The 13050-nt window shown below is 37.0% G+C and carries 14 protein-coding genes; 12 read left to right on the top strand and 2 right to left on the bottom strand.

What is annotated here, in order from left to right:
• Nucleotide 1: 1 nt before the first annotated feature.
• The 12 genes from KI356_RS05180 to KI356_RS05235 all read left to right on the top strand — a co-directional run bounded on the left by KI356_RS05180 (nt 2) and on the right by KI356_RS05235 (nt 11597).
• Complete coding sequence (locus KI356_RS05180) at nt 2–1192, top strand: baseplate J/gp47 family protein (protein ID WP_212934958.1); 1191 nt, start codon at nt 2–4, stop codon at nt 1190–1192.
• Nucleotides 1185–1922 carry a baseplate wedge 1 family protein gene (locus KI356_RS05185; RefSeq protein WP_212934959.1) on the top strand — a complete coding sequence of 246 codons (738 nt, stop codon included), beginning with the start codon at nt 1185–1187 and terminating at the stop codon, nt 1920–1922. Before KI356_RS05180 ends, KI356_RS05185 begins: the two co-directional genes overlap by 8 nt.
• Before the next feature lie 13 nt (nt 1923–1935).
• Entirely contained in the window at nt 1936–4017 is a 2082-nt protein-coding gene (locus KI356_RS05190; protein WP_212934960.1) for an SGNH/GDSL hydrolase family protein, read from the top strand.
• Between the two features lie 76 nt (nt 4018–4093).
• Nucleotides 4094–4840: a hypothetical protein gene (locus KI356_RS05195; protein ID WP_212934961.1), complete on the top strand. Its 747-nt coding sequence runs from the start codon at nt 4094–4096 to the stop codon at nt 4838–4840.
• Nucleotides 4840–5901, top strand: a complete 1062-nt coding sequence (locus KI356_RS05200) for a hypothetical protein (protein ID WP_212934962.1) — start codon at nt 4840–4842, stop codon at nt 5899–5901. The genes KI356_RS05195 and KI356_RS05200 overlap by 1 nt, the downstream gene beginning before the upstream one ends.
• Before the next feature lie 56 nt (nt 5902–5957).
• On the top strand, nt 5958–6239 hold the full coding sequence (locus KI356_RS05205) for a hypothetical protein (RefSeq protein WP_212934963.1): 282 nt from the start codon (nt 5958–5960) through the stop codon (nt 6237–6239).
• A gap of 2 nt (nt 6240–6241) precedes the next feature.
• Entirely contained in the window at nt 6242–6454 is a 213-nt protein-coding gene (locus KI356_RS05210) for a hypothetical protein (protein WP_212934964.1), read from the top strand.
• Complete coding sequence (locus KI356_RS05215; protein ID WP_238486173.1) at nt 6454–7281, top strand: glycoside hydrolase family 25 protein; 828 nt, start codon at nt 6454–6456, stop codon at nt 7279–7281. The genes KI356_RS05210 and KI356_RS05215 overlap by 1 nt, the downstream gene beginning before the upstream one ends.
• Before the next feature lie 567 nt (nt 7282–7848).
• Entirely contained in the window at nt 7849–8196 is a 348-nt protein-coding gene (locus KI356_RS05220; RefSeq protein ID WP_212934965.1) for a hypothetical protein, read from the top strand.
• Nucleotides 8197–8322: 126 nt separating this feature from the next.
• Complete coding sequence (locus tag KI356_RS05225; protein WP_212934966.1) at nt 8323–8676, top strand: glycosyltransferase; 354 nt, start codon at nt 8323–8325, stop codon at nt 8674–8676.
• Between the two features lie 13 nt (nt 8677–8689).
• Nucleotides 8690–9043 (top strand): hypothetical protein, encoded by a 354-nt coding sequence (locus KI356_RS05230; protein WP_212934967.1) that lies wholly within the window; start codon nt 8690–8692, stop codon nt 9041–9043.
• A 1-nt stretch (nt 9044) separates the two neighbouring features.
• Nucleotides 9045–11597: an ATP-binding protein gene (locus KI356_RS05235; protein ID WP_212934968.1), complete on the top strand. Its 2553-nt coding sequence runs from the start codon at nt 9045–9047 to the stop codon at nt 11595–11597.
• A 186-nt stretch (nt 11598–11783) separates the two neighbouring features.
• Here KI356_RS05235 and KI356_RS05240 read toward each other — a convergent pair whose 3' ends face one another.
• Complete coding sequence (locus KI356_RS05240; protein WP_212934969.1) at nt 11784–12242, bottom strand: hypothetical protein; 459 nt, start codon at nt 12240–12242, stop codon at nt 11784–11786.
• The coding region (locus KI356_RS05245) for a ParA family protein (RefSeq protein WP_238486174.1) at nt 12220–13050 on the bottom strand (831 nt) is incomplete at its 5' end. The genes KI356_RS05240 and KI356_RS05245, both read right to left, overlap by 23 nt.

Below are 13050 nucleotides of genomic sequence, written 5' to 3' on the forward strand. Positions count from 1 at the left end.
CATGTTAACAGCAGAGGGATTCAAACGGAAAAGATATGCTGATTTTATCAAAGATATGGAAGAACAAGCTCGTAACCTATGGGGAAATGATATTAATTTATCAGAACGAGGCCCATTAGGGATGTTCATTCAGGATATCGCCTTTGCTAGAGCTGAAGAAGTTGAATTAGCAGAATCAATTTATTATAGTTCATTTTACTTTACTGCTGAAGGAATCAGTTTAGATCACGTTGCGAAGAATCGCGGAATGATTCGCGAACGAGCAAAACCAGCGATTGGCGTTGCTCAATTTAAAGTTGAATCTGGCGCCACTGTAAAGGCAGGGACTATAGTTGCTACTAAAGATGGCATTGAATTCGTAACTATAGAAAATGGTCATGACGAAACCAAAAAAGGTGTTGTTGATGTCAATATTGTAGCTAGTGAATTAGGGACTAAAGGGAATGTACGACCTAATACAATCTCAGAAATTATTACCCCTAGCGTTGGGGTGAACAGCGTAATAAATCCAGAACAAACTCGATATGGACAAGAAGAAGAGACAGATATCGAATTGCGTAGAAGATACGCAAATACGTTCTCAACAAAGTCATCCACTCCGGATGGTATACGCGCTCGTTTGCTTCAAGATGTACCTGGCATTCGTACGGCAATCATTTTCAACAATACTGATAGTGTACCTGATTCTGATGGCAGACCCCCGCATAGTTTTGAAGCTGTTGTATACGGTGGAGAAGATGACGTTATTGTTAAAGTTATTTTAGAGGCGAAACCAGGTGGTATTCGGGCATATGGAGAGAAGCAATTTAATGTTACTGATGAAGGTGGAAATGAACATACAATCGGTTTTAGTCGGGCAACTGAGCAACCGATTTATGCTCGTATTACTGTATATCGTGACGGTGAATTCCCAGCCAACTCTATGGGAGAAAAGATGGTTAAAACAGAAGTAATTAAGTATATTGGTGGACTTGATGAAAACGGAGTAAATCATAGTGGATTAGGAATGGGAGATACAATAGTAGCCGGAAAAATCATTGCAAACATTTTTGCGAACGTACCTGGTGTAAAAGATTGTGCATTGGAGTTATCCAAAAATAACGGGGCGACATGGACCACTTCAAACATCAAAATTGAACGTTTCCAAGTACCTAATATTGATTTCAATAAGGTAGTGATCAATATTGTCTGATGTATATAAAAAGTTAATAAATAGAATAACAGATAACTATAACCGAAGTGAAAATAGCAATATTTCTAAAATGTTGAAATTAGCTGCTAATCATATTCAAGAAAATGAAGATCTACTTTATCAAGTTCGTGATTGGCGTGACATAGATAATGCAAAAGGAGTAACCCTTGATTATATGGGGCGAAACGTCGGACAAGATCGGATGGGATTTGACGATGAAGTTTTTCGAGTTTTATTAAAATCTCGTATCATCCGGAACAACTCTGATGGGTCTATCCCGACAATATTAAATTTCTTATCATTTATTCTTGGTATTGAAAAGAAGTTCATTAGCATTAAAGAAAAATGGCGAACCGGGGAACCAGTAGGCATGCATATTGAAGTTGATATCGATTATGTTATTTCGTTAGGGATTTCATTAGAACAGTTCGGATTAATTGTAAATGAATTAGCTGTCGGTGGTACTAATGTTGACTTATTTTACATTGGTTCATTTATGTTTTCGGAATATGAGGACCAGGTTCAAGATGATGCTGAACATGGGTTTAGTGAGTTGGTTTCTAATGAGTTTTATTATCCTGGAGACTTTAGATTTAGCGCAATAAATGAACCACCAGATGAACAACAAGGGTTTGCTAACTTTGAAGATGGACGCGGAGGGAAACTAGGCGGTTACTTTAAAATAAATGGATTTAAAGATGGAACAAAAGATGTATTGAAGTCATGGTAAAGGAGAAAATTATATGACAGAATTCACTGGAAAATTACCCGTATGGAACGCAGAAGGAATAGAACCTCCTATATCAAAAGTAGAAGGTGGATGGAAAATTGATGAACGCCCACCTGCTGAATATATGAATTATATGCAAAACACAACATATGAAGCAATTAAAGAATTGCAAGATAACGCATTTCATAAGCTTGATGTTGGAAATTTATCAGAATTACAAACAACAAAAAAAGATAATCTTGTCGAAGCGATTAACGAAGCAAAAAACTCAGGGATGACGCAACAACAAGCGCAAGATCTTGCGGATGCGAAAACAGATGCAACTACAGCAAAGCAAAAGGCGGAAGCAGCTACAAATCAAATTGAGGAACTTACTGGTAATGTACGTTCATTAACATTGAAGCCTTTGTTCTTAGAATTATTTGCTACGATGGGGAGATACGGTACTGGAACACCTAGTGGAGTATCAAACTATCCAGGTGGTAATTACGTTTGCGGAATCACTGGTCAGGCTGGTGACAGTTTTGTAACTGTAACTGGTGGGGACATATCTCATGGTGGTGGCTCATGGGTTGCTGTTATCCAAGATGACAATTTAAATATAAGTATGAATAGGGTAACTGGAATTAGTGGAAACACATTCATACTATTAGAACCCCTAAAAGGTAATATTACAAATGGAAAAATCGGTAATTTACACGATGCACCTTTAGGTATGCATTATACAGAGTTAGGGTATTATGCTTTTGCACAATACATCTATAAAGCGAGTCCTAAACACTCTGAGAGATTAAAGAATATCACTCAATTTCTAGGTAGCGATTTGTCAGGTTTTTGGAAGTTAACAACATCATTTAGTAAATACAACAACATCACCAATATAGATAACACTAATAAAACGCTACAATTACTTGGTGGAAATCATTTGGTATTAAACCTTGCTAGTGCTTCTCATGGAGCAGAGTTTGAACTTAAGCCAGTAGATAAAGGATACATTGAGATATTTATATCTTCCAAGAATCCAAGTACGTTAGACTATCTTAATAAGGGTAACGTTGTCAAGTCAGTCCCTATCAATGAAGTATTGCAAAGAGTCACTTTAGACTTTAACCCAGGAGATGACATAAAAGTAAAAGTGTATGATGTTAATGCATCCGGATCATCAGTAAACTCTTTAAGAATCGGTAACACGACTATGTATATAAACGAAACTAAAAAAGATAAACTAATCAATGCGAATGACAAATTGGTATACATTGGGGATAGTTGGGGAGTTTATCATAACAAAGCTACAACTCGTGAGATTACAAGGTTAATGAAAGCTGACGGAGGTAACCCGACTGTATTAGATTTTTCTAAAGGTGGTCACACTTCAACATATGCACTATCTTGGTTTCAAGAGTATGTTATCAATAACAAACCTGACACTGTTGTCATTGAGTACTTTACTAATGACTTTAATAGTATTGGTGGAACCAACGTAGGAACATTCACGGCTCCTGATGGAACTCAGAAAGATATGAACATCTCCAGTCTATCTCAGTATGCAAGCAATATTAATAAGATGATTGAATTAGCTATTACGAACGGAATTCAACCTATTATTGTTATGCCTACATCTACAGATAGCATCAGTCGTACTCAATCAGTTTCTAATCTTACTAAAGACTTATGGCTTGGTGTAAGTCAAGAAAAGAAGAAGATTTCAACTCTTGAAGTAGAAACTACAACAATAAGACAATCCGGGTCGTCGTCAGTTGGGAACAAATTGCAAATTATAGCTACAGAGGTGAACTCAGCGACACGAGAAGGATTTGTGATTGATTCAAGTGAAAACCTCACAAATGCATACATTTCAGTTTGGAAGAATAACGGGGTTAAAAAATCTGGAATGAGACATGATGGCACTATGGATATCAACCAAGTTAAACAAAGTCCATTCTATGGAACGCAGGCTGCAACAGGAGCTAACAGAGGACTCATTTATCATTTTGATGGACAAGGTGGAACAACAAAACAAGATGATGAGCTTAGGATTGTTATCCAAAAAGCTGATGGCACATTCGTGACTAAAAAAATACAACTAATTGATTAATTCTTAATAAAATACGGCATGTATAACAAAAGAGGGACATGACTGTCTCTCTTTTTATTTTGAAAGGAGGCACAATATGGCAAACTTCACAAAACAACTACCTGAATGGAAAAGCAAAGGGATTGAACCGCCACAGGGAATAAAAGATTCAGGATGGAAGGTAGCACAAAGACCTCCGGCTTCTTATTTTGACTGGTTTTTCAATAGAACGTATGAAGCGTTAAAAGAATTACAGGATGGTGTAGCGTCAAAAACTACACTTGGTGATTTACTGACTTTAAAAACAATTAGTAAAGATACGATTGTAGCAGCTATTAATGAAATTAAAACACAACTTGATACGGATTTATCTCCAAGTCGTGAGGGTGCAAACGTAACTTTAAAGGATGCAGGGGCTTACTTTACAAAAGACAATGTAGAAGATGCGTTACAAGAGGTTGGGTTAGGACTGAAAAACACAACTCAAACTTTAACGAATTTATCAAATAAACAAGTTGAAGATGTAACTACACTGGATCAAAAGATAACTACGAATAAAGATAACATTGCTGATAATACAAAAAAGGTAGACGGACTGTTAGAGCCATTGAGTATATATAAATCATCAAAAGATGAAAAAGGCATATACAAAACGGTCGAATGGAAAACGAAAGGCGGTACTCTTAGAAAAAAATCCGTTCTTTCTGATCCAGATGCGAATGGGAACTACCTAACACAAACGATTACTAAGTATGCGGATAATGGTACGACTGTAACCGAAACGCAGGTATTTAAACCTACCTATGATATTGATGGTGATGTTATGAGCGAGGTGCTTCAGTAATGCCATATTTAGAGCAACACTTTGGTCATAAGCAAATATCAAACAATTTATATCCTCATGGAGTTGGATCAAAAAGAGGGAAGATGTGGGATTTACAATTTATTTTTGGTGATTTCAATATTTATGATAAAAATGCACAGCGCGCAGATGTGAATGGAAACGAAATTCCCTCATATTTACGTATGTCTGCTGCGCCGTATGTCAATACAGCTGTATTTGAGAGATATGATGCAAGCGCTAAATTACTGGAGTTAGTTATTATTGATATGAAAACTTTCAAAAAGGTTGGGGAGATTACTGAAACAATCGATATTGAAAATAGCGTTCCAGTTTTATATGGTAAGACGGATTTCGCAACGTTTCTAAATGGAGACATTGTAGTTATGAATTATCCTAAAAAACGACTTACACTTTACGATAAAAAAGGAAAGTTCAAGAAATCCGTTTCTGGTATTTATGAAGATAGTGCAAGCCAAATGAACTGGATGATGGTCCATGCAAGGAAGGGAATCATTGCTTGTCGATATGGAAATGGATTTAAATTTTATAATAAAAATTTAGACTTTCTTTTTCAAGTTGTGTTCTCTGGTGTATCGTTAAGTTTTTTAAATGAAGACTTCTTACACAATGGCGATTTATTAATTAAAGAATCAAATCCACATAATGTTTATACACGTGTAGTGATGGACTATGAAAACAAAAAAGTAGTACGGACCTATTCTACCCCTTTAACAGATGATAATAGGGATGGAATAAGCTTAATCAGGATAACGAAAGAAAAAATATATTTCAAACGAGATGACAGAAGTATAGGGACATCTTCTATATTGGAATGTGATAATAACTTGAACGTTTTATCTGATACAAATCCACCCTACCTCATTCCAAATTTAGTTTTAGTGGATGACAGGTATTATCACACATTAGAAGATAATGGACGTGGTGGTTTATATAAGACCTATTCACTTGCTACAAATCAATTGGTACTTCAATATGATAAGTCCTCTACTAGTCCTAATACACTACGTTCATTAAGAGGGCAAGCAGCATCGTATTCTTGATGCAGCAATTCAAGCGCACAATAGTGGGCTTTTTTATTTTGGAAAGGAGTTAACATATGACGATTGAAATCGGTTTACTTATTGCAGCAGTTTCACTAGTTATCGGGTACCTTTCTTATTCATTAAATCGCTCGAAAGAAATTAAGTCAGATGGTAGACAGGGGGCAGAAACAAACGCGAAATTAGAGTATATCAGCAAGGGGGTTGATGATATTCGTATCGATTTAAAAGCCAATGAAAGACAAATGATTGTACTTGGCGAGCGTATTACAAGGGTAGAAGAAAGTTCGAAACAAGCGCACAAACGTTTAGATAATGTAGAAAAGGAGATGGGTTGATTATGAAAGAGAAATTAAAGAATCGTGGTTTGTGGGTTGCGTTATTCGCTTTGCTAGGGATGGTCCTTATGGATACCGTCCCTCATTTTAATTTAGGGCGATACCAGGAGTATGTGGATGTAATCTTATTTATCTTAATTGCTGCTGGTGTAATTTCAAATCCAGCTGCTGGTAAGTGGTTTGGGGATCAAGAAAAAAAGGGGGCTGATCAGTAATGGCAAAAGCTATTGTAGATATTTCAAAAGCTATTGTAGATATTTCAAAATGGAACGGTAATATTAACTGGCCAGTCGCAAAACAATATGTAGATTTTATTATTGCTCGTGTGCAGGATGGGACAAATACTGTGGACCATCTATATAAGGGATATGTACAAGCAATGAAGCAACATGGTATTCCGTTTGGTAACTACGCTTTCTGTCGCTTTATTTCAATTGCTGATGCAAAGAAAGAAGCACAAGACTTTTGGAACCGTGGTGATAAGAGCGCTACGATTTGGGTTGCAGATGTAGAAGTGAAAACAATGGATGATATGCGAGCAGGTACACAAGCCTTTATCGATGAATTACGCCGATTAGGTGCTAAGAAAGTAGGCTTATATGTTGGCCATCATATGTACGCTCCATTCGGTATGGCGAATGTGAAATGTGATTTTGTATGGATTCCACGTTATGGCGGTAATAAGCCAGCGTATCCATGCGATATTTGGCAATACACTGAAACAGGGAATGTACCTGGTATTGGTAAGTGTGATTTGAACTATCTTGTGGGAAGTAAATCCTTAGCTTGGTTTACAGAAAAGGATGAAGCAGTAGCGAATGTATCACCAGTCGATAATGGAGTTCGTGTGAAAACAGGTGAATTCTCAGATGTTGAAGCAGCTAAGAAATTATTGGAATATGCATTAGCTCGCGGATGGTGGGTTGAGTCATTCGTAAATAAAGGTGCATTTTACTACATTACTGGTGGACTGTATGAGCCAGAGCTTTCTGAATTTGAAAAATGGATGAAGGATAATGACTGGTGGTGTACGAGAGTGTAAAAACAAGAGCCGTCCTGTTGGGCGGCTTTTTTTATTTGGGAAAATACTTTTTATGTACAGGAAACAAAAGCATATCCACCGCATATAGCTAATAGCGTATAGCGCGCTTATAGCTAACCAACAAGTCCACTGCAAAAGTAGGGCTATTTTTTATGTCTATTTTGGTAATAGCGGTATTATCGTTTTACATAGTCCAGAAGTCAGTGACTTGCTTTCGTGGTTCATGTTTTCTGACTATCTTCATGACCTTCTGCATGGTATTTGGGGAAGGTACATAATCCTTATCGTTACATAACTGCCCCAATGTATTTCTGTTCACTTTACTAACCTTGGAAAACTCCTGTATTGAATAATCGTAGCTAGCTAAAAATTTAGCTAGCTTTGTTTTATGTCTCCCGATACCTCTACCCCACACATGAATCTCCTCCGTAATCTTTTTTAACCATCCTCGTCCAAAATGCAAAAAAATATACGCAAATGCAAAATAGATTAGGCATATTGTTCAAGCATCACGAAATACCTTATAACAAAGCGATATTACCGCTACTACCAAAAGGAGTGTTGCAGATGGCTAAATTCAGCAAACCCGTTGCTTTCAACGAGAAGAACGAGAAAGACAGATTAATGCTACAACATGTTAAACGTCGTAATTTTAGCGGATATGTGAAGAAACTAATTTGGGAAGCTATGAGTCTCGTGGAAGTAGAAAAAGAGCATACAAAGCAATCTGAACAGCCAAAAGTGGAAGGAATCGAAATTAAAACAGAAAAAGTAATAACTCCTGCTCCATCTTCAAAACCAAAACCGCAACCAACTGCATCCGAACGGATCCAACAACTTAAATCGCAAACAAAGAAGCAGCAGACTTCAATAAGCCCACTGCCATTTATGCCATCTAGCCCACAAAAATATTAACTAACGCACCAATAACTGCCCCTACTGCTACAGCGATAGCTACATGCATTCGTAATCCCTCCGTTTTTTAGGATTTACCGTTAGTATGTCCAGTTTTAAAAAAATAACATGTGAGAGGTGTACATCATGGCGAAAACAGAGGTAATACCGTTTCGTTCGTTTATGGATGGAAGCTACAAGAACAAGAAGAAAAGCGATGTTACCGTATTAAAAAGAGTTATTACCGGTACCACCGGTTCACTTATCATGATCCTACCTAAAGCAGCACTTGCAGCTGGTGTTAATAGCACTTTTGGAAATGTGCATGGCGCAATTATGAACGCCTTCGATGCAGGGGTAGTATTGGTAATAATATTTGCCGGCGCAAGTTGGGGGCTGGGTCACCGTACCAAAGCGCTAGAAATTTTGATTGGTGCATCTTGTGGATATGTGCTTGCTAGACATAGCGTTGATATTCGTGACTTCTTAAAAGGAATATAAGGGGGATAACATCATGAAATTCATCTTAGAAGGCGGTCAAATGATTTTAGCGAGTGCAGGTGGTTATATCGGTGAAAAAGCAAAAGAAGGCTCATTTATGGATGCTTTAAATAGTTTTAGCGATAGCATTGTTCATACGGAAGTTGAGTTCATTTTAAAGCCAATCGGTTATTTCTTTAAAGAATGTGGAGCGCTGTTATGGGATTGGTTTATTGTTAACCTTCCAGATTTGATGGGATATACCACGATTGCAGCAGGTGCTTTTATCATCATTTCATCCATGTTAGGGAAAGGGAGCTTGATGAAAACCGTAAGTTGGTATTCAGTTCTTTTAATCCTTGCTCTTACCATACTTGGAGGTGTGTGAAGTGGATGAGAAGAAAGAAGAGAATTTACCGGATCAGGAGCAGAAGTTTTACTATCCTGCGCTTTATCTTGGTGGTGTGCCGGCAGAAATACCAAAGAAGAAAAAGAAGTGGTGGAAGCGAACGGAAACTATAGCATGGTCTGATTTCTTCCAAGTAGAGCAAAATAAAATGGTTGTGTATCGTATTATCCCTCATAGCAATGTTACAAATAACACGCGTCGCTTATGGAAAGCCATTTATAAGATGTATGAAATGTATGAGTCGCCAGGGACCCGTTTAGAACGTGATGGACTACGCTTTATGTACCGTGAAAAGGATTTATTTTGGTTCGATGTGATATTTAAACAAGAGAACGGCCAGAAGAAAATTGAGTTTTATATTTCTACATCAGAGTACCAAGCAACTAAGTTAAAACGAAAATTGGAAAATAAGATGAGTGTCACAATTAAAGAAGCTTCCCTTGAGCAAATACAAGTCCCGGAAGAAAATACGATTGTCCAGGAGTTAAAATATCTTAAACACGATATATTTAGCTTGAACACAAATTCAAACGAGCAGAAGACCCCTATTGCTGCAGTCATGAACACAATAGACGAATTGCAATTTGATGGTGACTTTGCAAGGTTAAGTGTATGTAATGAAGCGGATAACCGTCAGAAGTGGATAAAGAATGCATCTTGGGCTTATGAGAAACTTTCTAAAGGAAAAATACCGCAAAGAGCGACAATAAACTCCAGGGTGGTGATAGGGGCTTCAAAACGAGCGCTTGGAGGTTTCGTGAATGAAGTGAATTTCCTAATAACGGATTTGTTTAATGCTTTAGCAAATACATTTTTCAAAAGCAACAAGTCATACGAGAAAGGTAAGGTAGTCGATAAGCCGTTCAGTTTGGAAGATGAAATTAATTCACGGCATATCAGTAATGCAAGTCGTGAAAAATTAAACAATCCTGTATTTAAAAGTCATATACGCATAGCAGCGCACTCACAAGACCGCCTAACGCGTGAAACGATAAGTGAAACCTTATCCCTTTCATTTAGTGAAATTGCCGATAACAACGAGCTACACGGCGTTAAAATTAATATAAAGAGTAGAAAGAAAGAAGTTATCCAAGAGTTAAATACATTACACCTCTCCAAACGCACAAAAATGAACGGTAACGTAAATTTAATCTCTACTGATGAAATGTCTAAGTTAGCAATACAAATGCCTACATCAGAGCTACAACGGCGTTATGAGGAAGCGTTAAATGTTAAGAAACGAACAGAAACGGATATTCCAAGTGTGCTATGTGATCCAAATGGAATTCATTTAGGGGATAGTGAGTTGAAAGATAAAAAGATACCAATCTATTTTCCTGTTAGAAATCCAGACGAATTGTACAGAGGGTATACATTTATTGGCGGGCAAGGAAATGGGAAGGACACCGCGATCAAAAATTGGGTGGTAGACGGATGTTTAAAACATGGTATTAGTGCTATTATTCCTGAAGTGATTTGTGAAGCAGGAGAGCGAGGTATGGCAGACGGTATAAGGGATGCGTTGCCAAGTGACAAAATTATAGATATTGATTTGAGCGATGAAAATTACATTGTCCCTATGGATCTGACCGAAGTTATTACGAAATTAGGTAGAAAAGGTGCAAGTAGGTTTGCCGATGAAGTTATAGATTTCTTTGGAGACATGGAGAAAATGGCCCGTTCTAAACGATACCTAAAAGCAGCAGCAAAGGCAGCAGGTGGATCTTTATTTAATATCAAGAGAATTATAGAGGATGAAGGATTTCGTATAAGCGTAATTGAACAGCTGCTCCAAGAAGGAAACAAGAGATTAGCAGAAGAGTTACTGTCCTGGGGAACTAATGAAGAGTTAGGAAGTAAAGCGGATGCAGTATTGAATCGTTTAGATGATTTCTTTGGTAACGATACCTTATTCGATATCTTTTCGCAGGAGCCAAAGCAAGAAGTGGATTTCGCTAAGTGGATGCAGGAAGGAAAAGTTGTTATTATCCGCATACCAAACCGTAAGTTAGGGGAATTAGCATCTAAAACACTTGTCCATTGGATTACACTTAAAACATTTATGACACGTATGCTTATGAGTAAGGAAGAACAGAGTAGGGGATGTTTCATTGTATTTAACGAGCCGGAGCAGTACGCAACAGAAGGGTTAACTAAACTAATGGGACGTATTGGAACAGAGGGGCGCAAGGAGCGATTTGGAGCGTTATATGCATTTCATCATTGGAATAAGTTACCGCACTCTTTACAAGAGAATTTGCAAGGCGGTGGAGTGCAGCAAATCCTTTTCTCGAATGATCATATTAAAACATTTGAGTTGTCCCAACATCGATTAGAACCAACAATCTCAATTGATGATGCATCGAGATTACCACGGTTTCATGCAATTATTTCTGTAAGAGCAGGTGGTGATCTGCAACATGCATTTATCTGCAAAATGAAACCACCAGTTGAACAAAAATATAGTAACTCTTCCTTAACTAAACAGCACACCCAGTTGTACGGTAGAAGCTGGGAAGAGTTACAAGGATAACAGGCATTATATATGTTATGTACTTGCATAAGGATATAGAATAAAAAGCCTATTATCAGGCTTTTTTCTTTGTTCACAAAACAACAATGTAACGTTATCAATTCGTAATATTAACATAATGTTAACGTTAATATTAATGTTATATAAACGAAAATAAACGAAAATAAACCCTACGAAATGTAGGGTTTATAGTAATCCTCTTTTTTCAAAGAAGTCGCGGAATATTCTATTTGCAAGTTCTGATTGTTTCCCACGTTGTGGTTTTTTACCAAGAAGTTTTTGGAACGCTTGTCTTACATCTTTATCTAAGTGGAATCCGACCACTTTCTTTTCTTGATCCTCTTTTAAGAAATCTAAGATATCATCTTGATTCACAATAGGAGTTGGCTCTTTAGGTGTTTCGGGATCATGGTCAGTATCTCCAGGTGTTGCTCCTGTAGGAACAGTAGGTGTCTCTGGAGTTACTTCTGATGGTGTAGTTTCCCCTTCACCCTCTAATGTTTTATTAACGTTAACATTAACGTTATCATTATGTTGTTGTAATGTTTCATTATCATTATTTTCATGTTGTTCTACTTTTTCATTTCCTTCTGTTGGTCTTACTGCACTATTACCAAATAAATCAGCTATATTGCGGTTGCTCATGTTCATTCAGCTCCTTAAATAAACTCTTGTAGTAAAATGCAAATTCAGTATCTTTTTTAGCTAAAGTAAGAGGTAGCTTGTTATAAGCGATGGAATTAGCAAACGAGATACTTCTAGGGATGTTAGCGTTAAAGAAATGAACGCCTTCTTTATTACAGAAACTTCTTGCTTGTTTTATCGCTTCGGTATGTAATTTGGTATTCTTCTGAACGAGTGTAGCAACCACACCAGCGATGTCTAAGTTCTGATTGTGTTTTTGTTTAAATTGACCAATAACATCAATGATCTTAATTAATGAACGTACACTATATTGTTCTGGTTGGAAAGGAATGATAATTCTGTCCGTGCAGCAAATTACATTACTTTGAATTAGTCCAGAACTTGGTGGACTATCAAATAAGATCACATCGTAATCTTCTTCAACAGACATTAATGCTACCTTCAGAAGTAAAAAAGGATTTATGTATTTATCTAAGTTTGGTAGTATGTCGAAATCTAAGAAACTCATCATTTCATTAGAAGGAAGAATATCGATATTTTTATACACATTTACAATAGCTTCTCTAGCAGGTGCAAAGTTAACTAAAACATCGTGTAAAGTTGTGCGATACTTGTCTGGATTTTTCCCAAAAGAAAGAAGGGAGTTACCTTGTTGGTCAGCATCTACGATTAAAACTCTTTTTCCTTGTTTTGCATAAAGACCTGCTAAGTTTACTGTCATTGATGACTTCAATACGCCGCCTTTATTCTGCACAAAAGCTAATTTATAAGCCATTAAGACACCTCCATGATTGTTAATGTTAATGTA

This window comes from Bacillus hominis (assembly GCF_018332515.1).
Classification (GTDB): Bacteria; Bacillota; Bacilli; order Bacillales; family Bacillaceae_G; genus Bacillus_A; species Bacillus_A hominis.

Excerpts from the sequence above, each read along its gene's own strand:
- KI356_RS05225 (WP_212934966.1), top strand. The coding sequence starts at position 8,323 with ATGGCGAAAACAGAGGTAATACCGTTTCGTTCGTTTATGGATGGAAGC.
- KI356_RS05240 (WP_212934969.1), bottom strand. The coding sequence starts at position 12,242 with ATGAGCAACCGCAATATAGCTGATTTATTTGGTAATAGTGCAGTAAGA.
- KI356_RS05220 (WP_212934965.1), top strand. The coding sequence starts at position 7,849 with ATGGCTAAATTCAGCAAACCCGTTGCTTTCAACGAGAAGAACGAGAAA.
- KI356_RS05210 (WP_212934964.1), top strand. The coding sequence starts at position 6,242 with ATGAAAGAGAAATTAAAGAATCGTGGTTTGTGGGTTGCGTTATTCGCT.
- KI356_RS05200 (WP_212934962.1), top strand. The coding sequence starts at position 4,840 with ATGCCATATTTAGAGCAACACTTTGGTCATAAGCAAATATCAAACAAT.
- KI356_RS05215 (WP_238486173.1), top strand. The coding sequence starts at position 6,454 with ATGGCAAAAGCTATTGTAGATATTTCAAAAGCTATTGTAGATATTTCA.
- KI356_RS05180 (WP_212934958.1), top strand. The coding sequence starts at position 2 with ATGTTAACAGCAGAGGGATTCAAACGGAAAAGATATGCTGATTTTATC.
- KI356_RS05195 (WP_212934961.1), top strand. The coding sequence starts at position 4,094 with ATGGCAAACTTCACAAAACAACTACCTGAATGGAAAAGCAAAGGGATT.
- KI356_RS05230 (WP_212934967.1), top strand. The coding sequence starts at position 8,690 with ATGAAATTCATCTTAGAAGGCGGTCAAATGATTTTAGCGAGTGCAGGT.
- KI356_RS05190 (WP_212934960.1), top strand. The coding sequence starts at position 1,936 with ATGACAGAATTCACTGGAAAATTACCCGTATGGAACGCAGAAGGAATA.
- KI356_RS05205 (WP_212934963.1), top strand. The coding sequence starts at position 5,958 with ATGACGATTGAAATCGGTTTACTTATTGCAGCAGTTTCACTAGTTATC.